Genomic DNA, 20,788 nt, shown 5'->3' on the forward strand with positions numbered 1-20,788 from the left:
ACCAGATGAGGGCAACACGTTAAATTGCTTTTTGTAAAATAAATGTGTCAAAAAGCTTTTGAATGGCAGACGCTGGCGCCAGAAACGCAAAAAGGACAGTTTAACTGTCCTTTTTGTGACGTAGGTGGTTTATTCGCCTTATTTTTTCGACTTTTTAGTCGCTTTCGCTTTTTTAGTTTTTGCGTTAGCTTTTTTCTTCACTGGCGGCTTGGCTTCTTTATGCTTCGGACGCAACTCTTCGATAACACGCCGCTTCAAACGTTGCTCGGTGTAACGCTCAATTTTGCCTAAAACGGCTACGTCGTGAGCTTCTACTAAAGAGATCGCTGTGCCCTTTTTGCCGGCACGGCCGGTGCGACCAATACGATGCACGTAGATATCCGCTGAACGTGGCATATCAAAGTTGATCACGTGGCTGATGTCATCAACATCGATACCGCGAGCGGCAACATCGGTAGCCAACAGGACTTTGACTTCGCCCTTGGTAAAGCGGCCCAGCGCCTGAAAGCGTTTCTTCTGCTCCATGTCGCCGCGCATAAAGGCGGCAGGAATGCCAGCTTGTTGCAACATACCTTCAAGGCTCGCCACTGATTCACGCGTTTTGACAAACACCATGGCACGCGTAACCTCTTCACTGCGCAGGATATGGCACAGCAGCGCAAATTTGTGCGCCTTATCATCGGCGAGATGTACCCACTGATGAATTTTGTTCTTTTCAGAGCGTGGTGGGGCTGTTTCGACGACGGCCGGGTTATTTAGCAAGTTTTCTGCAAATATCTTGACGCCAGTGCCTTCTAAGGTCGCAGAAAACAACATTTTTTGTTTACATTCCTGCGCTTCGATTGCCAGTGTTTGTACCACTTTGGCAAAGCCCATATCTAACATGCGGTCGGCTTCGTCAATCACCAGTATTTCAACGTTAGTGGCTTTGAAGTTGCCTTTGTCGAGGTATTCCAGCAATCGACCTGGGGTGGCAACCAGTAGATCGATATTGCCTTCCAGCAACGCTTGTTGCGGCGCGTAAGGTACCCCACCCGTGATGATAGCGATGTTGAGATCTAAATCAGACGCGAGGTGACAAGCGTAACGGTGCACTTGGCTGGCTAGTTCGCGGGTTGGGGTCAGTATCAGTACCCGAGCTTGGCCTTGACGACGACGCGGGAAATCGATCAGATGCTGCAACGCAGGCAGTAAAAAGGTGGCCGTTTTGCCGGTACCGGTAGGCGCGTGCGCCAAAATATCCCGTTGCTCCATCGCTAACGGAATCGCTTGCTGTTGAATACTGGTAGGCGTGGTGTGGTTCATCGCCTTTAACGAATCCAGCAGCGCCGGATCTAAATCAAACTCTTCGAATTGCATGCAAATACTCTCGTATTGAATTGCGCGGCAGTATACCTGTTCATGCCGCAGGGTAACAGCGTTTCGCGTGGCTAATTACGCGTTAGAGTTTAAGGTAAAAATCCTCTGTTAATGCGCGCATGGTGTCGGAGTACACGCCGTGGCGCAGCAAAATATCAAAGCTTTGCGATAAGCAGCCAGTTGGCGCGGCTTGTTGGCTAAAGAGTAGCAGCTGTCGATTCGCTGCTTTGCCGCTAACACTGCTGACTGCAACTGAGAGTTGAAGCGGTAAATTGACCTTCGCCGCCGCGGCAATCAAGTTATTGGCTTCAGTACAAGGTAGCACTAAACAGGCAAGCCCGTTGTCACTTAGCAATGCATGACAGCTGTGCATTAACTCGCTGAAGCTTAAGTTCAGCGTATGTCTGGCGTTGGCGCGTGCATTGTTTGCCGCTGTCGGGCCGCTGAGAAAGTAGGGCGGATTACACAGAATCACATCATATGCCGCGCGTTGTTGTGACAGCGCTTGCTCAGTAAACTGCTGAATACTCTGTTGGTGCACTGTGATGCGCGCAGGCCACGGCGAATGAGCAACGTTTTGCTTGCAGGCGTTGGCTGCGGTTTCATCCAGCTCAACTGCATCAATGTGGGCATGATGATTACGTTGCGCCGCCATCAGACTCAATAGGCCGCTACCAGCACCGATATCGAGAATACGCTTAGCCTGGCTGAGTGGCGCCCAACTGCCCAGCAAAACACTGTCGGTACTGACTGGCATGCCACAGCCAAAATCATCCACATGAAACTGCTTGAAGGTAAACCCCATAAATCCATCAGTTAACTTGCTAAAAACATCGCTATTGTACGCAATTATTGTGTGAATCGCCTGTGCTTAGGTTAATGCCTTACTGATGCCGACTAAGAATCACTAATATACCGAAAAACCGTTAATTTTTGTTGCTGGCTCTTGCTCGTGCTGGGCGCCTTTGGTAATAGTGAACCCTTGATGGAAGGGACGAACCGCCCCAAATCGGCGCATTGAAGCTTATTATTGGCAATGTATTACCCTATGCCGCTGTAGGTTTGACCTTGATATACACCCTGAAAGAGCACCGTTTTTTAACGCAGATTGCTCTTTAAAAAAATAATAATTTCAGAGGCATATTGTGCAAAATAAGCAATTAACAGCAGGCGATATTATTGGCCTAGGATTTATGGCCTTCGCCTTCTTTTTGGGCGCCGGAAACCTGATTTTTCCGCCGTTCGCCGGTTATCAAGCCGGAGAAAACACGCCGTTGGCCATGTTGGGCTTCTTGATTACTGCCGTGGGCTTGCCGTTGGCGGGACTTATCGCAGTGGCAAAATCAGAAGGCAAGGTGATGCGGATGTTGCCACCAGTGGCCGCGACCATTCTTGCATCTGCCATCTATATCATTATCGGCCCAGCCTTTGCGGCGCCACGTACCAGTTTGGTGGCATTTGAAATCGGCGTGAAGCCGTTTATCGACCATACCGATGCGATGGTAAATATCGCGGGCTTAGTGCTGAATCAGGCGCAACTGGTGTTTACCCTGATTTTCTTCACTATCGTGATGTTGTTGTCGCTCTTTCCCGGCCGTTTGATGGACAGTGTCGGTAAAGTGTTAACGCCGCTGTTGATTGCCTTGTTAGTGGGACTCGCTATTTCCGTCATTATGTTTGCCGGTGGCAATATGCCTGCGGCGACGGGGGATTACGCCTTGCATCCGCTGTCGAAAGGGATTGTCGAAGGCTATAACACCATGGATACGCTGGCCTCATTGATGTTCGGCATGCTGATTATCGACCTGCTGCGCAAGAAGGGCATTGCCGATATCAAGCTGCAAACCAACTATCTGACTAAGGCAGCATTTATCGCGGCGGCAGGCCTGGCGTTTGTGTATATCTCGCTGTTTTATCTGGGCGCCACCGCTGGTGATTTGGCCAAAGGTGCCAGCAACGGTGGACAAATTCTGACCAACTATGTCAATCAGCAGTTTGGCGATTACGGTAATATCGCCTTGGCATTAGTGGTGAGTTTGGCCTGTCTGACCACCGCGGTCGGGCTAGTGACCTCTTGCTCGGATTACTTCAGTGAACTGTTCCCGATTTTGCCGTATCGCTTGTTGGTGGTGCTGCTGAGTGTTGTCTGTGCCGTTGTTGCCAATGTCGGCTTGAGCCAACTGATTAGTATCAGTATTCCGGTGCTGATGATGGTGTATCCGGTTGCCATTGCGTTAGTGCTGATGACTTTCCTGGAACGTTTTTTCCGTCGTCCGAAACTGACCCACCGCATCTCGCTGTTAGTGGCATTATTGTTTGGTATTTTCGATGGCTTAAAGGTCGCTGCGGCGTCAATGAAATCGTTTGACGTGAGTGACACCAGTCCGTTTGCCAGCGCCTTAATTCAGTTTGTCGCCTGGGTATCACCTGTGATGTCGGAGCTGCCGCTGTATGATCAAGGGATGGCTTGGTTAGTGCCGACATTGGTGGCAGTGGTGGTCTGTATTATCATAGGCCACAGCAGTAAACCTACAGCAGCCAACGCTTAGTATTACAGCGTTAGGGAAAGTAATGGCGCTGCGGCGCCATTTGTTTTTAAGGAGCGAATCTTGTCTGCCAATCCTCAACCGTATCAGCCCGATGCCATCATTGAAGCTTTTATTGATGATCTTTGGTCGGAGCGCGGGCTGAGTGATAACACCCTATCGGCTTACCGCACGGACTTACAACATTTTGACCAATATCTGCAGCAGCGGAGCGTGCAGCTTATCGACGCCGGGCGTGACATAGTGCAAGACTATCTTGGGCAACGCTTTGATGCTGGTTTGAAGGCCAGTTCTCAAGCACGTTTGCTCAGCAGTTTGCGTCGCTTTTACGGCTTTTTATTAATCCATAAACAGATTGAAAAAGATCCGATGGCGCTGATCTCGTCACCGAAATTGGCGCGCAAGTTGCCTGATACCCTGACCGAAGCCGACATTGAGGCGCTGCTGGCTGAACCCGACAGTGAAGACACCATCGAGGCGCGCGATAAAGCGATGTTGGAATTACTCTACGCCACCGGCCTGCGTGTCAGCGAATTAGTCGGGCTGACGATGGAACAACTCGGTTTGCGTCAGGGCTTGGTACGCATCACGGGTAAAGGTGGTAAAGAGCGCTTGGTGCCGCTTGGCGAAATCGCGCTGGAAGAACTTGAGCGCTATCTGAGTCATACGCGGCCCATATTGCTCGGTGAGGTAGTAAGTGATGTGGTATTTCCTTCCAGTCGCAGCCGCATGATGACGCGGCAAACCTTTTGGCACCGGATAAAGCTTTATGCGTTGCGGGCCGGGATCAATAAGGCGCTGTCGCCGCACACGTTGCGTCATGCGTTTGCCACACATCTGCTGAATCACGGCGCCGATCTGCGGGTGGTACAACTGCTGCTTGGGCATAGTTCGCTATCGACGACGCAAATCTACACCCATGTTGCACAAGCGCGACTGCAGCAGCTACATGCACAGTTTCACCCGCGTGGCTGACAGATTTACACACAATTGGCCGCGGTGAAGATTGTTGATTTACAGTCCCAATAGCGTTAGTGTTCCAGCAATACATGCACGCTAACTGCTAATTGAGTAAAGCGTTCTACAGAGAGACGTAAAATGAAATTTTCGCAAGTGGTAACCCTCTGCATCTCCCTCGCTGTCACACCTATGTTGTTGGCGTCACCTGCCAATAAATATGATGATCTGAAACTGAGCTTAGGTAAAACCCTTGGCATTGAGATCACCTCGCTGACCGAGTCACAAATCCCAGGCTTGCTGCAAGCGGTGACCAGCCACGGCATTTTGTATGTGTCGCCAGATGGCAGCAAATTGGTGCAAGGCACCATGTATGATCTCAATGATGGTATGAAGAACTTAACCGAGGCCGCTATGGCGGAGCCACGCTTGAAAGAACTTAAGCCATTTGAAGATAAGATGCTGGTGTACAAAGCTAAAAATGAAAAGCATGTGGTCACCGTGTTTACTGATATCACCTGTGGCTATTGCCGTAAGCTGCACAGTCAAATGCAGCAATATAATGACCTCGGTATTACCGTGCGTTACATGGCCTACCCACGTGCAGGTGTGCCATCAAAAGTGGCTGATGAAATGCAGTCTATCTGGTGTTCAAAAGAACCGCTTAAAGCGATGGACGATGCCAAAGCGGGTAAATCTGTGCCATTGGCTTCTTGTAATGCTGACATCGGCGGACAATACAAATTGGGCGTGAGCTTTGGTATCAGTGGTACTCCGTCAATGATTTTAGAAGACGGCACTATGATCCCTGGCTATCTGCCGCCACAACAGCTTAACAAGGCGCTCAGCTCACTGAACTAAGCCAATTGTTACCATGAAAAGGTGAGCATCAGGCTCACCTTTTTGTTATCTTGCCGCTAGCGATTTTTCAGAAGACTTACCCTCGTGATCCATACCATTGTTCGTCGCCCCACAGTAGATGACAGTCATCTGCCCGCCACTATGCATCCACTGCTGAAGCAGATTTACGCCCGCCGTGGCGTCAAACTCGATGATTGTGAACTTGTGCTCAAACGCCTCTTAAGTCCTAGCACTATGTTGGGCTTAACTGACGCTGCCCGCATTGTGGCAGATGCGATGGCGCAGCAGCAGCGCATAGTGATTGTGGGGGACTTTGACGCCGATGGTGCGACCTCAACGTCAGTGTGTTTATTAGCATTGCGCATGCTGGGTTACGCCAATTGCGATTATCTTATTCCTAATCGCTTTGACTTTGGCTATGGCTTGAGTCCAGAGATTGTGGCTGTTGCCAAAGAGATGGGGGCGCAGTTACTGATCACGGTTGATAACGGCATCTCCTCTATTGACGGGGTTGCTGCCGCCAAAGACGCTGGCATGCGGGTGGTGGTTACCGATCACCATCTGCCAGGTAGTCAGTTGCCCAATGCCGATGCGATTGTGAACCCCAACCAAGCGGGCTGTCCGTTTGCCTCTAAGTCGATCGCCGGGGTTGGGGTGGCCTTTTACTTAATGACCGCGCTACGTGCCGAACTGCGTGAACGCGACTATTTTGCTGCTCGTGGCATGCAGCAACCTAACTTAGGGCAGCTACTAGATTTGGTCGCACTCGGTACCGTTGCGGATGTGGTCGCGCTCGATAGCAATAATCGTATTCTGGTGGATGCTGGACTCAAACGTGTGCGCGCTGGCCAATGTCGTGCGGGGATTACCGCGCTGCTAGAAGTGGCTCGCCGCGCCCCGGAAAAAATTGTGGCGTCCGACTTTGGCTTTGCGGTCGGCCCACGGCTTAATGCTGCTGGGCGGTTGGATGATATGTCGCTCGGCGTAGAAACCTTGCTTTGTGATGACCTTATGTCAGCGCGACGTATGGCGTCAGAGCTCGACGGCTTAAACCAAGAACGCCGCGAGTTAGAAGCCGGCATGCAGCAAGAAGCGTTGCAGCGACTGCGCAGCTTAGAATTGAGTGCAGATGATATGCCGTGGGGCATTGCCTTGTATCAAGCCGATTGGCACCAAGGGGTGATAGGTATTTTGGCGTCGCGCATTAAAGAGCGTTATCACCGTCCGGTGATTGCTTTTGCTGAAGCCAGTGATACAGAAATAAAAGGCTCAGCGCGTTCTATTGCTGGTCTGCATATGCGTGATGTACTGGAGTTAGTGAATAGTCGCCAGCCGGGCATGATCAAGAAGTTCGGCGGTCACGCTATGGCCGCAGGCCTGACGTTAGAAAAATCCGCTTTTAGTGAGTTTGCTTCAGCCTTTGACGCAGCGGTGCGCGATCAGTTGTCAGCAAAAGATCTCGCCGGTGAGCTGCTCACCGATGGTGAACTTCCATTAGAGTTGTTTACGCTGGATACTGCCCAGTTGTTGCGTGACGCTGGCCCATGGGGACAAGCTTTTCCTGAACCATTATTTGATGGCCATTTTCGCATTTTGCAGCAGCGTTTAGTGGGGGAAAAACACCTGAAGTTGGTACTGGAAAGTGAATGTGGCAGCGTGATGGTGGATGGAATTGCGTTTAACGTTGATCTGAGTGTCTGGCCTGATACCTCAGTACAGCATGTGCGTCTCGCTTATAAGCTCGATATCAATGAGTTTCGCGGCAATATCAGCCTGCAGCTGTTAATCGATCAACTGGAGCCCATGTAAAATTCTGCACCCGCGTTATCGGTATTTTCTCTGCGGCAATCGGGGCGATTGTCGCGCACTTATTTAACGCCGCTATGGCGTGCGTTATTGGCCAAAATCTATTCCGCGCAAATTTTATGCCTACTTCACATTTCAGACAAAAAATGGCCTGATTTTCGCCAAATTCTCGTCTTTTGGATCCCTCTTTGACGCTTGTTTTTTAAAAAAATTCCCTTAAAAAAAAGTTTAATGTAAAAAAATTGTTTACGCCTTTACAAAATCTCCGAACACGCTATAAGTGTAGTGGACCAATTAAGGGGCTTGGCTTCAGGCTGGAGAGATGCGTAATGAAATATATGTTGGTAGTGCTGGCGATCATGCTATCTGGCTGTTCATCAGTATCTGAAACAACAGGGAATGACGAGCATCTGGTGACCTTTGATGAACAGGATTTTGTCGGTATTAACCCAGATTCTATTCGCGCAAGATTAGTCGTAGACGATTTTGTAAAACTCAGAACAATTAAACTCGGCGCTGAGATCGTATCTGCCGAGGGCTCTATTAGAAAGGAGTTTCCGTTAGTGCTGGTTGGCATCGACATGATGCAAGCTGAACGTAGCTGGATTTTTATTACTCAGTCACGTAACCGTTACCAGTTCCAACTGACGGCCGAAGGAAAGCGCGAGTTTGCCGAATTTCAAAAATGGCTTAATGGCAAATCTTGCACTCATTACAGCTATGCCTTCGATGTGAAATTTGAAGATAACATCGACAGACCATTTCGCTACACGCTTAAGCTGATGCTGCAACCATCACAGGGCTATATCACTATGGTGGATAACCGTCAGGTGCAATCACCGTTTTTAGCACCTTCTGATTCCTAAGTGACGCAACAACGGCTAAATCTGCTCGACGCTCTGCCGCCATTTTTGGCGGCAGAGCAGTTTGATACCCTGATTAATCATCCGCAGCTGCGCATAGAACGCATCCTTTCTCACGGCCAACAGACGCCCGCAGGCCAATGGTACGATCAAGCTGAACACGAATGGATTCTCTTGCTGCAAGGCGCAGCACGTATTCAATATGCCGACAACAGTGAAGTGGCATTAACGGTGGGAGATAGTTTGCTACTGCCAGCGGGGTGCCGCCATCGTGTGAGTTGGACCACGCCTGCTGAGATTACCGTGTGGTTAGCGGTATTTTATCCCGCTGATGTCAATACCAAGACTGACAGAAAAGAGACATAAAAAAAGCCGCGTATAACGCGGCTTTTTTAGCGAATCTTGGCTTAGCCTTCGATGGTTTTTACACCTTCGTTAGTGCCCACTAGCGCTACATTGGCACCACGTAATGCAAACAAGCCGTTCGCGACCACACCGGTAATATTATTGATGGTTTTTTCCATCTCAACCGGATGCATAATCTTGAAGTTATAAACATCAAGAATGATATTGCCGTTATCGGTGACCACACCTTCACGGTAGACCGGATCGCCACCCAACTTCACCAACTCGCGCGCAACATAAGAACGCGCCATCGGGATCACTTCAACTGGTAGTGGAAAGTCGCCCAGCACATCAACCAACTTGCTTTCATCGACAATACAGATGAAGTTTTTCGCGACAGCAGCGACGATTTTTTCACGGGTATGCGCCGCACCACCGCCTTTGATCATCTCCATATGCGGATTGATCTCGTCAGCACCATCAACATACACATCAAGTTGATCAACGCTGTTCAAATCCAGTAGCGGAATACCGAGCGCTTTTAAACGTTGGGCAGAAGCTTCAGAGCTTGCCACAGCTCCTTCGATATCGGCTTTAATGCTGCCGAGTGCATCAATGAAATGATTGACAGTAGAACCGGTACCTACGCCCACAATACTGTCTTTTTCAACGTATTTCAGTGCAGCCCAGCCAACAGCTTTCTTCAATTCATCTTGGGTCATTATCTGTTCCAGAGTTGAGAGGATGAGGAGTAACGCGCGCTATTATAGCCACATATTGGCGTTACTGCAGCGATTGCTGATAAAACGCGTTAAATTTTACGGAGTTCGCATGGTGACTGAGGTACTATGTTGCGCTCAAACTGAATTTATCGATTGCATATTTGCGTCGGTGTTGCGCGTGCTCAGGGGATGTTCTCTGCCGCGTTTAGTCGAACTTAATGACAAGGAGTAAACATATGGCAGGGGCGAGTTTGCTGACATTGCTGGATGACATTGCCACCATTCTCGATGACGTAGCGGTAATGAGTAAAGTTGCCGCTAAAAAAACTGCCGGTGTACTCGGCGATGACTTGGCTCTCAACGCGCAGCAAGTGACCGGCTTTCGTGCTGAACGGGAATTGCCTGTGGTGTGGGCTGTGGCCAAAGGCTCGCTGCGGAATAAGGCGATTTTAGTGCCCGCAGCCTTGCTGATTAGCGCTTTTATTTCTTGGTTGATTATGCCGCTGCTGATGCTCGGTGGCTTGTTTCTCTGCTTTGAAGGTTTTGAGAAGGTGTGGCATCAGTTGACCCATAAAACTGAACACAAGAGCGAAGCGGATGCCGCAGAGAGTCTTAAACACGCAGGCGGGCTGGAAGCGTGGGAGCAAAACAAAATCAAAGGCGCTATTCGCACCGATTTTGTGCTGTCAGCGGAAATTATCGTGTTAACCCTCGGCATCGTGGCCGACAGTGAGTTCGTCACTCAGTTAACCACACTTGCCATTATTGCGGTGGTGATGACCGCGGGGGTTTATGGGCTGGTGGCGGCGATTGTCAAATTGGACGATGTTGGCCTGTATATGAGCGAGCGGCAGGGACAGGGCCGAGGCTGGCAATTCATTCGCCGTGTCGGACTGATGTTAGTCAGTGCCGCACCAAAACTGATGAAGCTATTGACGGTTGTGGGTACCGCGGCGATGTTTATGGTGGGTGGCGGCATTATTGCTCACGGGGTGCATAGCATTGGCGAATGGATTGAACACCAAGCGGTGGCGGCATCGGCTATCGAAGGCATGGGGAGTCTGTTGAGTATATTGGTGCCGACGCTGCTCAATGCAGGATTAGGCATTGTTGCAGGTGCCGTGGTGCTAGTGCTGATTAGCGGCCTGAGCAAAATAAAACAGCGAGTGACGGGCTAAGCTCAGGGTTAAACGCCGTGAGAAACCGCATAAAAAACGCAGCTCAATAAAGCTGCGTTTTTTAGGATTAGATTTAGCTTGGGCTGACTTATTCAATCACACCACAGGCCATGCGAGCACCGCCACCACCAAGAGGTTTTGGCTCATCCGAGAAGTTATCACCGCCAGCATGAATCATCAGCGCGTGACCTTTTACATCGGCTACTTTCAATTTTGGCGCTAACACAGGTGTTCCTGCCATGCCATCAGTCGTCACGAACAAGGGGGGCAAGTCACCTTTGTGGGTGCCATCTGTCCATGGGTAACCGTGCTTGCCGGTGCCATCAGGATCAAAGTGACCGCCTGCTGCGCCACCCAGTACCGTTTTGCCATTTTTCTCCGCTGGGCCACAGCTACCATTTTGGTGAATATGGAAACCGTGTACGCCAGGGGTTAAATCTTTCAGATGTGGTGTCAGTACTAAACCGTATGCGGAATCACTCAGCTCTACAGTACCAATAGGTGTGCTGCCTGAGGCGGTTAATAAGGAGACTTCGACTTCAGCATCGGCAGCCATTGCAGCAGAGGATAACAATAACGCCGAGCAACCCAGCGCAATCATAGAACGTTTAAACATAGACAACCTCTCCGTTGGTTATGAATGAACCGTAAGACAACTACGCAGATAGGTAGCAGGCACCCTTACGGCAGTCGCATCAGCTTATACTCATAAAAAACGTGACGCAAATCATATTATTGTTTGGTTAATGATTATTAATTAAGCGGTTCGGGGTGACGATAAGCGGTAATGGAATGTCCCACTCGGCCAGAGGCAGTTGCTCGTGATGTTGGCAGTCATGGGCGTAGCCGACAGCCAGGGCAGATACGTGAGGATTAGCTAGGGTGCGATCATAAAAACCGCCGCCCATTCCCATACGGTTGCCTTGGTTATCAAAGGCGACTAACGGCGTCACAATCATATCCAGCTGGGTGGGCAACACCAGGTGACGGATATCCAACAGCGGCTCGGCAATGCCAAAACGGTTTTGCCGCATGGGGCTGTCAGCGTGGTAGTGTAAGAACAGCAGATGACCGCGATTAAAGGGATGTAACACTGGCAGGCAGGTTTTGATACCGCGCTGCCATAACGCAGCGAACAGTGGTGACGTGTCCAGCTCACCGTCACAACTAAAATAGAGTGCGACCTGCTGTATCTTTGGTTGCGCGTCGATGACCGCCAATAACCGAGCCGCTGCTGCGGTTGAAGCTTGCTGCTGAAATTCGGCAGATAGGGCGCGGCGTTGCTTGCGGATCTGGCTCCTAAGCGCTTTGCAAAGGGCTAATCGTTGATCATGGGGAATCGCGCTGCCAGCCGGAATGGTCACAAAAATGCTCGTTATCAGTTCACCAGTTCTAGCGCTATGATGGCGTCTGCTCTGAGAGAGTGCAAGCGCACCAGATGTCACTCGCAGCGCCACAAAGAAAAAAATCGGCCTAAGCCGATTTTATATATTGGGATGCTCCCCAAAGTGCCGTTAACCGGCGTAAGCCCTTGAACCAGAAGTTCAAGGTCGGGTCACTGATTACATCCTAAGGCTTCTCGGTTCGCGCCGAGCATGCTCAATGTCAGTAAAAACAGTAACCCTAAGGTCAAAGATATCGGCACAGGGACATTGCCAGCTATCGCACACTCCAGGGAGCAAATCTGGGTTCGAGTCTATGACTCATAATCTTATTTTAGACGTCTCTATCGCTACGCTCAACCAGCGCCTGCTCTAGTGTCGACTGCAACAGCAGAATACGTTCATCCATCTGTTGCATATATTCTTGATTCTTCTGTTTTTCTGTCAGCAGTTCGTGGCCAATATTTAATGCAGCCATCACTAATAAATCTTCTCTGCTGAGACTGTTAGTACGCCCTTTCAGCTGCGTTAACTGCTGTTCAATATTGTGCGCTACTAACTTCAGAGCCTTTTCTTGCCCCGCGGGACAAGCAATTGAGTAGCTGCGTCCCATCAACGTGATATCAACGGCGTTAGTACTCATTTTTGACAATCTTCCATTTGCCCGGCTTCTGAGGCGGACTATAAAGGCCTGCGTTTTAAAGTGCAAGTCACCAAAGCTGAACGAAACGCCGATTGCTTCTTGTTTGGTGTTTCACTGAACAGTTCTGCAGATAAAGCGCGTAAAGCTCGGCAGTTTTTGCCCTTTACCTTGGTCAGTTTCGCCAACTCTGATAGCATTGCCAAAGTAATTTACTCATTGAGATTGTGGGATATGGCGACTCCTCCTTCATTGCAGATTGATAAGCTGCGCGAACAGTTAGACAGTGCCGAAATTGGCCAACATCCGGTAGAAGTTCATGGTGCGCTGGTGGGCATTATCAGCGGCGGCGGTGCTGAAACCGATTGGCTACAACCTATGTGCGAACTGATGAATGATGGTAAGGCATTACCCACGTCGCTGAGTAGCCTCATTCAAGAGATGCATCAAGACGTGGTTGCGCGTCTGGCCGACCCAGAATTTGGCTTTACCCTGTTACTGCCGGAAGAGGAAGAGTCACTCTCTTCCCGATTAGAAGCGCTGTCGCTATGGACTCAAAGCTTTTTGACGGGCATTGCCGTGGTGCAGCCTAAACTCAATCAAGCATCGGAAGATGTGCGCGATGTGATTCGCGATCTGGCGGAGATCACCCAAGTCGATCTTAACGTCACTGAAGATGATGAGTGTGAAAGTGCGTTTCAAGAGTTACTCGAATTTGTGCGTATGGCCGCCATTCTCTGTTTTGCCGAATTTGTGCTGCATGCACAAGCCAGCGCTACCGGCGCGCAAGACCAAGGTATTTTGCACTAAGGAGTACAGGCCGCCAGCCGCGGTCTGAAAATCGACATGGATTCAAACGCCAACTTGACTCAAGTAGATGTTGCGATTGTCGGCGGTGCTATGGTGGGCGCAACCACCGCATTAGGATTAGCACAGCAAGCGCAAGCAGCTGGTAAACCGCTGCGCATAGCGCTGATTGAAGCGCACCAGTCTGGCGAACACGCATCTGGATTTGATGCGCGCGCGATTGCGGTAGCGCAAGGTTCTATCTTCGCCCTCACGCAACTCGGTCTCTGGCCAAAACTGGCCAAACTCGGTACGGCTATTCGCGATATTCACGTCTCAGACCGTGGCCATTTCGGCATGACCGAAATTAACGCCGAGCGCTTTCATCTCGATGCTCTGGGGCAAGTGATAGAACTGACGCGCGCCGGACAGATACTGGAAGCTATGCTGCACAAGAGCGACATTGAGTACTATTGTCCGGCAACGCTCGCCACTATCGACAGTGACCAGCAGCAACATCTGTTAACCCTCGATGATGGCCGTCAAATCAGCTGTAAGTTGCTGATTGCCGCCGACGGGCTAAATTCCAAAGTGCGTGAGTTGCAGCAGCAACCGCTCGACGTCAATGAATTTGGGCAAAGCGCCATTATTGCCAATATCACCAGTCGTCAGCCGCACCATCATATGGCGTGGGAACGTTTCACTGAAAATGGCCCGATTGCCTTACTGCCGATGGCCGACAGCGCAGGTCAACCACGCTTGTCATTAGTGTGGGCGATGGCAACGCCGTTGTTGGAGCAGCATCTGGCACTGAGCGATGCCGAATTTTTACAAGCACTACAGCAAGCCTTTGGCAATCGCGCAGGTGACTTGATTAACGTCGGCGAACGCCACAGTTACCCACTGGCACTTTCGTTAATGCCGCGTCCGGCCTATCACCGCACCCTCTATATCGGCAACGCCGCCCAGACCCTGCATCCGATTGCCGGACAAGGTTTTAACCTCGGCATGCGCGATGTAATGGCGTTAATTGATGTGGTGACCGAAGCGCTGACGCAAAATGAAGATGTCGGTGGCGCGAAAGTGATCCATCATTATCTACAGAGCCGCGAAGTGGATCGCCGCGAAACCATAGCCAGTATCGAACTACTGGTGCGCGGATTCTCAAATCAGTATTGGCCGCTGGTGGCAGGGCGTAACCTCGGCTTACGGCTGTTGTCTTGGTTGCCACCACTAAAAACCCCTGTGGCAAAACGCGCCATGGGGTGGCAAGGACGGCAGCAATCCCGTTGTTGGGCAAGGAGCTAAGCATGTTCAAAACGCAGAGTTATGATGTGGCCGTGATTGGTGGCGGCATGGTGGGACTCGCCACCGCATGCGGCCTCGCCAAATCCGGTTTAGATGTAGTGGTCATTGACAGCAAGGCTGCCGCCCCGGTCAGTGGCGAACCACGCTTGCGCGTCAGCGCCATCAATAAAGCCAGTCAGGCATTACTGCAGCATTTGGGGGCGTGGAGCAACATTCCCGCCGACCGTCTGTCGCCATACAGCAAAATGGACGTATGGGAAAAAGACGGCATGGGCGCGATTCAGTTTGATGCGGCGTCTATCAGTGCAACGTCGCTCGGCACTATTATCGAAAACGACGCGATTCACTATGCCTTGGCGCAAGCGGCAGGCGAGTATGACAATCTGCGGTTGCTGGAAAATGAAAAGATCCGCCAGTTAGCCTTTGGCGAACGTGAAGCGTGGATCACCCTAGAACGTGGCGACAGCATCAGTGCCGCGCTGGTGGTTGCGGCCGATGGTGCCAATTCGTGGGTACGGCAGCAATGCCGTATTCCGCTCACCTTCTGGGATTACGATCATCAGGCAATTGTTGCCACCATTAAAACCCAGATGCCGCACAACGCGTGTGCGCGGCAGGCGTTTTCCGCTGAAGGCCCATTAGCATTTCTACCTTTGTACGATGCCAATCTGTGCTCGATTGTGTGGTCAGTACCGCCTGCAAAAGCTGAGCAGCTATTGGCACTGGATGATGACAGCTTTAGTAAAGCGCTGACCGCGGCGTTTGATGGCAAGCTAGGTTTATGCGAAGTGCAGAGCGAACGCCAATCGTTTCCGCTGCGGATGCGCTTTGCGCGCCATTTTGCCCAGCATAGGTTGGTGTTGGCGGGGGACGCCGCGCATACCATTCATCCGCTGGCCGGGCAGGGGGTTAACCTTGGCTTTTTAGATGCGGGCGCCATTGTCGAAGAGATAGCTAAGCTGCACGAGCAAGGCAAAGATATTGGGGCTTACGAACATTTACGCAGTCTTGAGCGCTGGCGTAAAGCGGAAGCGATGGAGATGATTGCGGCGATGGAAGGCTTCCACCGTTTGTTTGCTGGTAACAATCCACTCAAGAAAGCGATCCGCGATATTGGCTTAAACTTAGTCAATAGTGTTTCAGGAATGAAAACACTGTTCATGCAACAGGCCATGGGACATAAATTTAAGTTACCTAGCTTGTGTAAGCCTGATTAAAATCGCTGTTTTAACCTATATTTACAAAATAAAAGCCCAAAATAAATTCATATTTTGGGCTTTTATTTTGCTCACAAACTCACCGCTAGTGTAATGGTATTATGTTATCGGATTAAAAAAACTAATCTAAAATAGATCGGATTAGAAATTTAACCTGTATAACAAAATCGCACGCAGTTTATACTCGGGAAGCATTTTAACCCTGTGTCAGCAGGATAAGAAAACCGCAAGCCCCGACAGAGAAGGGATAACAATGGCTAATAAAACTGTTCTCTACCAAAAGCACTTGGAAGCCAACGCTAAGATGGTCGACTTCCACGGCTGGGATATGCCCCTCAACTACGGTTCCCAAATCGAGGAACATCATGCCGTGCGTCAAGACGCTGGCATGTTCGACGTATCTCATATGACAGTGGTAGATATTGAAGGTGATAACGCGAAAGCTTTCCTGCGTTATCTGTTGGCGAATGACGTCGACAAACTAAAAGTTTCCGGTAAAGCACTCTACAGCGGCATGCTGAATGAGACTGCTGGCGTGATCGATGACTTGATCACCTATTACCTGACTGACACTTACTACCGCGTGGTGGTGAACTCAGCTACCCGTGAAAAAGATTTAGCGTGGATCAACAAGCAAGCCGAAGCCTTTGGCGTTAGCGTGATTGAACGTCCACAACTGGCGATGATTGCCGTCCAAGGCCCGAACGCCAAGGCCAAAGCCGCCACCGTATTCACTGAAGCACAAAACGCCGCCGTTGAAGGCATGAAGCCGTTCTTTGGTGTGCAAGCGGGTACGCTGTTTATTGCGACCACAGGTTACACCGGTGAAGCTGGCTATGAAATCATGGTGCCAGAAGATGATGCCCCCGCACTTTGGCAAGCACTGTTAGAAGCGGGTGTTAAGCCTGCGGGTCTTGGCGCACGCGATACGCTGCGTCTGGAAGCTGGTATGAACCTCTATGGTCAGGATATGGATGAAACCATCAATCCGCTGGCAGCCAACATGGGCTGGACCATTGCATGGGAACCAAGCGACCGTGACTTTATTGGTCGCGCAGCATTGACCGAACTTAAAGCCGCTGGCACTGAAAAGCTGGTGGGCTTAGTGATGGAACAAAAAGGGGTACTGCGCCACGATATGCCAGTGTATTTCACCGATGCAAACGGTGTTGAACATACTGGCGTTATTACCAGTGGTACATTCTCCCCCACATTAGGCTATTCTATTGCGATGGCACGGGTTCCAAACGCAATCGGGGATTCTGCCGAGGTGGAAATGCGCAAGAAGCGCGTCGCTGTTAAAGTGATAGCACCAAGTTTTGTGCGCAACGGAAAACAAGCTTTCTGAATTACGGTAAAGGAAAACAATAATGAGCGATATTCCTAACGAATTACTCTACACCGCTTCTCACGAGTGGGTTCGCAAAGAAGCTGACGGCAGCTACACAGTAGGTATCACCGAGCATGCACAAGAGCTGCTGGGCGATATGGTGTTTGTTGAGCTACCAGAAGTGGGCGACACTCTGAGCGCAGGCGACGACTGTGCAGTGGCTGAATCTGTAAAAGCCGCTTCTGATATCTACGCGCCAATCTCCGGTGAAGTGATCGCCGTAAACGAAGCGTTAGAAGATAGCCCAGAGCTGGTAAACAGCGAGCCATATGCTGACGGTTGGTTCTTCCGTGTTAAGCCAACTGACGACGGCGACTTGGAAAACCTGCTGGACGCTGAAGCCTATCAGGCTGTTATCGACGAAGAATAAGCGTCGATGCCAACGAAGCCCCACATAAGGGGCTTCGTTTGTTTGAACAAGAATAGACCGATACATCGTCTCCCCCTACAGACGCATATCGGCGACAAGTGGAAACAATAGTCAAATGACCAAGCAAACCCTCGCTCAGCTCGAGCAACACGATCTCTTTATTCGCCGCCATATCGGCTCTGATGCAGAACAACAGCATCAGATGCTCAACTATGTTGGCGCGGATTCTCTGGAAGATCTCACCGCACAAATCGTGCCGGGAGCTATTCGTCTTGGCCGTGAACTGGCACTGGATGACTCTTGCACTGAAGCGGCAGGTATTGAATATCTGCGTGAGATTGCCGACAAGAATCAGGTATTCAAAAGTTACATCGGTATGGGTTACTACGGTACTGAAGTACCGAACGTGATCCTGCGTAATGTGCTGGAAAACCCAGGTTGGTACACGGCATACACGCCATATCAGCCAGAGATTGCCCAAGGTCGTTTAGAAGCGATTCTGAACTACCAACAGATGTCGATGGATTTGACTGGTCTGGATCTCGCCTCCGCATCACTACTGGATGAAGCCACCGCTGCCGCTGAAGCAATGGCACTGGCTAAGCGCGTATCTAAAGCTAAAAAAGCTAACATCTTCTTTGTCGCTGATGACGTATTCCCACAAACCATTGACGTGGTCAAAACCCGCGCCGAATGTTTTGGTTTCGACGTCGTGGTTGGCCCGGCTGACACCGCCGCCGACTACGAGCTGTTTGGTGCCCTGTTCCAATACACCAACAAGTTTGGTGCGATTGGCGATTACGCTGAGCTGTTTGCCAAACTGCAAGAGAAGAAAGCCATCATCACAGTAGCGGCTGACATCATGTCACTGGTGCTGTTGCAGTCACCAGCAAGCCTTGGCGTAGATGTGGTGTTTGGTTCTACTCAACGCTTTGGCGTGCCAATGGGCTTTGGTGGCCCACATGCAGCATTCTTCGTCACTAAAGATGCGCACAAGCGTTCTATGCCAGGCCGTATTATCGGCGTATCAAAAGATACTCGCGGTAACAGCGCACTGCGTATGGCAATGCAAACCCGTGAGCAACATATCCGCCGCGAAAAAGCCAACTCTAATATCTGTACTGCACAGGTATTGCTGGCCAACATGGCGTCGTTCTATGCGGTTTATCACGGCCCACAAGGTCTGAAAACCATCGCTGAACGCATTCACCGTTTAACCGATATTCTGGCCGCTGGCTTAACCGCCAAAGGCGTGAGCATCGCTAACAGCACTTGGTTCGACACTCTGACCTTCACCGTCGCTGATGTTGATGCAGTCGTCGCCCGTGCAACCGCTGCGGGGGTTAACCTGCGTATTGATGCTGAAGGCACACTGGGCGTGAGTTTGGCCGAAACCACCACTCGCGCTGATATCGCTCAACTGTTCGATATCATTCTGGGTGCGGGTCATGGCTTGGATGTGGCTGCGCTGGATAGCGATATCGTCGCAAACGGTACTGCCTCTATCCCTGAGCACTTAGTGCGTGAAGATGCGATTCTGACGCACCCAACCTTCAATCAGTATCACAGCGAAACTGAAATGATGCGTTATATCAAACGTCTTGAAGACAAAGACTTAGCGCTGAATCACTCAATGATTTCTCTGGGCTCATGCACCATGAAGCTCAACGCTGCGGTGGAAATGATCCCAGTAAGCTGGCCAGAATTTGCCAACATGCACCCATTCTGCCCACAAGATCAGGCACAAGGTTACACCCAACTGGTGAACGAACTGTCTGATTGGTTGGTGGAAATCACCGGTTACGATGCAGTGTGCATGCAGCCTAACTCAGGCGCACAAGGCGAATACGCCGGTCTGTTGGCGATTAAGAAATACTACGAAGCCAACGGCCAAGCGCACCGCGATGTGTGTTTGATCCCACACTCAGCCCACGGCACTAACCCTGCATCAGCACAGCTGGCAGGCATGAAAGTGGTGGTGGTTGAATGCGACAAGCAAGGTAACGTTGATTTGGCGGATCTGCGCGCGCGCGCTGCAGAAGTGGCTGACAACTTGGCTTGTATCATGATCACTTACCCATCGACTCACGGTGTGTATGAAGAATCTGTGCGCGAAATCTGCGATATCGTGCATCAACATGGCGGTCAGGTTTACCTCGACGGCGCCAACATGAACGCACAGGTGGGCATTACTGCTCCGGGCTTTATCGGCGCTGACGTATCGCACCTCAACCTACATAAGACCTTTGCTATCCCTCATGGAGGCGGCGGTCCAGGTATGGGTCCTATCGGTGTTAAGGCACACTTGGCACCGTTCGTCGCCGGTCACTCAGTGGTAAAACTGGGCAAAGACAGCGACAACAACGGCGCAGTGTCTGCGGCGCAATACGGTAGTGCGGGCATCCTGCCAATCAGCTGGATGTACATCAAGCTGCTGGGGGCGAAAGGCTTACGTCTGTCGACCCAAAACGCCATGCTGAACGCTAACTACTTAGCTAAGAAGCTGTCTGAGCACTACCCCGTGTTGTACCGTGGCCGTAACGACCGCGTGGCGCACGAATGTATTATCGACCTGCGTCCGTTAAAAGAAGCGTCAGGCGTAACCGAAATGGATATCGCTAAGCGTTTGAACGACTACGGTTTCCATGCGCCAACCATGAGCTTCCCAGTAGCGGGTACGCTGATGATTGAGCCAACCGAATCTGAATCAAAAGTGGAATTGGATCGCTTTATTGAAGCGATGGTGTCTATCCGCGGCGAAATCGCCAAAGTGGAAGCCGGTGAGTGGCCAGCGGATAACAACCCGCTGCATAATGCGCCGCACACTATGGCAGATATCATGGACCCAACCTTTGATGAGCGTCCTTACAGCCGTGAACTGGCGGTGTTCCCAAGTGCGGCAGTACGTGCCAATAAGTTTTGGCCGACCGTTAATCGTATTGATGATGTTTACGGCGATCGCAATTTGATGTGTTCTTGTATTCCGGTTTCGGAGTACAAGTAACGGGTCAATCGCTACTTGTGTGACAAGTTAGCTTGAAGCTTGAGAAGGCGAACC

The 20,788-nt window shown here is 50.7% G+C and carries 19 protein-coding genes and 1 other RNA gene; 13 read left to right on the forward strand and 7 right to left on the reverse strand.

Going from position 1 to position 20,788, the window contains the following annotated elements:
• Positions 1-138: 138 nt before the first annotated feature.
• On the reverse strand, positions 139-1,359 hold the full coding sequence (gene srmB, locus HR45_RS01780) for an ATP-dependent RNA helicase SrmB (protein ID WP_037439073.1): 1,221 nt from the start codon (positions 1,357-1,359) through the stop codon (positions 139-141).
• 82 nt (positions 1,360-1,441) lie between these two features.
• Positions 1,442-2,164, reverse strand: a complete 723-nt coding sequence (locus HR45_RS01785) for a tRNA1(Val) (adenine(37)-N6)-methyltransferase (protein ID WP_037439075.1) — start codon at positions 2,162-2,164, stop codon at positions 1,442-1,444.
• Positions 2,165-2,504: 340 nt separating this feature from the next.
• On the opposite strand from HR45_RS01785, the gene brnQ reads away from it, so the two are divergent.
• The 6 genes from brnQ to HR45_RS01815 all read left to right on the forward strand — a co-directional run bounded on the left by brnQ (position 2,505) and on the right by HR45_RS01815 (position 8,758).
• Complete coding sequence (gene brnQ, locus HR45_RS01790; RefSeq protein ID WP_037439077.1) at positions 2,505-3,908, forward strand: branched-chain amino acid transport system II carrier protein; 1,404 nt, start codon at positions 2,505-2,507, stop codon at positions 3,906-3,908.
• 57 nt (positions 3,909-3,965) lie between these two features.
• Positions 3,966-4,880, forward strand: coding sequence for a site-specific tyrosine recombinase XerD (gene xerD / locus HR45_RS01795; RefSeq protein WP_037439084.1), 915 nt, complete (start codon positions 3,966-3,968; stop codon positions 4,878-4,880).
• A gap of 123 nt (positions 4,881-5,003) precedes the next feature.
• Entirely contained in the window at positions 5,004-5,723 is a 720-nt protein-coding gene (gene dsbC, locus HR45_RS01800; protein WP_037439093.1) for a bifunctional protein-disulfide isomerase/oxidoreductase DsbC, read from the forward strand.
• An 84-nt stretch (positions 5,724-5,807) separates the two neighbouring features.
• Positions 5,808-7,532 carry a single-stranded-DNA-specific exonuclease RecJ gene (gene recJ, locus HR45_RS01805; RefSeq protein WP_037439095.1) on the forward strand — a complete coding sequence of 575 codons (1,725 nt, stop codon included), beginning with the start codon at positions 5,808-5,810 and terminating at the stop codon, positions 7,530-7,532.
• Between the two features lie 326 nt (positions 7,533-7,858).
• Positions 7,859-8,395, forward strand: coding sequence for a hypothetical protein (locus tag HR45_RS01810; RefSeq protein WP_037439097.1), 537 nt, complete (start codon positions 7,859-7,861; stop codon positions 8,393-8,395).
• Positions 8,396-8,758: a cupin domain-containing protein gene (locus HR45_RS01815; protein ID WP_037439099.1), complete on the forward strand. Its 363-nt coding sequence runs from the start codon at positions 8,396-8,398 to the stop codon at positions 8,756-8,758.
• Between the two features lie 41 nt (positions 8,759-8,799).
• On the opposite strand, the gene rpiA is transcribed toward HR45_RS01815, so the two are convergent.
• Positions 8,800-9,459, reverse strand: coding sequence for a ribose-5-phosphate isomerase RpiA (rpiA, locus tag HR45_RS01820; RefSeq protein ID WP_037439101.1), 660 nt, complete (start codon positions 9,457-9,459; stop codon positions 8,800-8,802).
• Positions 9,460-9,695: 236 nt separating this feature from the next.
• Between rpiA and HR45_RS01825 the strand changes: the two genes are divergently transcribed.
• The gene (locus HR45_RS01825) at positions 9,696-10,637 is read left to right on the forward strand and encodes a DUF808 domain-containing protein (protein WP_037439106.1); all 942 of its coding nucleotides are present in this window, start codon (positions 9,696-9,698) and stop codon (positions 10,635-10,637) included.
• An 88-nt stretch (positions 10,638-10,725) separates the two neighbouring features.
• Here the strand turns inward: HR45_RS01825 and sodC are convergent, their stop codons facing one another.
• The 4 genes from sodC to HR45_RS01840 all read right to left on the reverse strand — a co-directional run bounded on the left by sodC (position 10,726) and on the right by HR45_RS01840 (position 12,662).
• A complete protein-coding gene (gene sodC, locus HR45_RS01830) occupies positions 10,726-11,253 on the reverse strand; it encodes a superoxide dismutase family protein (RefSeq protein ID WP_037439108.1) in 528 nt (175 codons plus the stop codon).
• A 127-nt stretch (positions 11,254-11,380) separates the two neighbouring features.
• The gene (locus HR45_RS01835; RefSeq protein ID WP_241461036.1) at positions 11,381-12,001 is read right to left on the reverse strand and encodes a 5-formyltetrahydrofolate cyclo-ligase; all 621 of its coding nucleotides are present in this window, start codon (positions 11,999-12,001) and stop codon (positions 11,381-11,383) included.
• A gap of 132 nt (positions 12,002-12,133) precedes the next feature.
• Positions 12,134-12,318, reverse strand: a non-coding RNA gene (gene ssrS, locus HR45_RS19160) — 6S RNA.
• Between the two features lie 35 nt (positions 12,319-12,353).
• On the reverse strand, positions 12,354-12,662 hold the full coding sequence (locus HR45_RS01840; protein ID WP_037439110.1) for a cell division protein ZapA: 309 nt from the start codon (positions 12,660-12,662) through the stop codon (positions 12,354-12,356).
• 231 nt (positions 12,663-12,893) lie between these two features.
• Between HR45_RS01840 and HR45_RS01845 the strand changes: the two genes are divergently transcribed.
• The 6 genes from HR45_RS01845 (at position 12,894) to gcvP (ending at position 20,734) form a co-directional block, all read left to right on the forward strand.
• A complete protein-coding gene (locus HR45_RS01845; protein ID WP_052074432.1) occupies positions 12,894-13,469 on the forward strand; it encodes a UPF0149 family protein in 576 nt (191 codons plus the stop codon).
• A gap of 36 nt (positions 13,470-13,505) precedes the next feature.
• Complete coding sequence (ubiH, locus tag HR45_RS01850) at positions 13,506-14,753, forward strand: 2-octaprenyl-6-methoxyphenyl hydroxylase (protein ID WP_037439112.1); 1,248 nt, start codon at positions 13,506-13,508, stop codon at positions 14,751-14,753.
• 2 nt (positions 14,754-14,755) lie between these two features.
• Positions 14,756-15,970: an FAD-dependent oxidoreductase gene (locus HR45_RS01855; RefSeq protein ID WP_037439114.1), complete on the forward strand. Its 1,215-nt coding sequence runs from the start codon at positions 14,756-14,758 to the stop codon at positions 15,968-15,970.
• 253 nt (positions 15,971-16,223) lie between these two features.
• Positions 16,224-17,318 (forward strand): glycine cleavage system aminomethyltransferase GcvT, encoded by a 1,095-nt coding sequence (gene gcvT, locus HR45_RS01860; RefSeq protein ID WP_037439116.1) that lies wholly within the window; start codon positions 16,224-16,226, stop codon positions 17,316-17,318.
• A 22-nt stretch (positions 17,319-17,340) separates the two neighbouring features.
• Positions 17,341-17,730 (forward strand): glycine cleavage system protein GcvH, encoded by a 390-nt coding sequence (gene gcvH, locus HR45_RS01865; RefSeq protein WP_037439118.1) that lies wholly within the window; start codon positions 17,341-17,343, stop codon positions 17,728-17,730.
• Between the two features lie 115 nt (positions 17,731-17,845).
• Positions 17,846-20,734, forward strand: coding sequence for an aminomethyl-transferring glycine dehydrogenase (gcvP, locus tag HR45_RS01870; RefSeq protein ID WP_037439120.1), 2,889 nt, complete (start codon positions 17,846-17,848; stop codon positions 20,732-20,734).
• The last annotated feature ends 54 nt before the right edge of the window (positions 20,735-20,788 follow it).

Source organism: Shewanella mangrovi, assembly GCF_000753795.1.
Lineage (GTDB): Bacteria > Pseudomonadota > Gammaproteobacteria > Enterobacterales > Shewanellaceae > Shewanella > Shewanella mangrovi.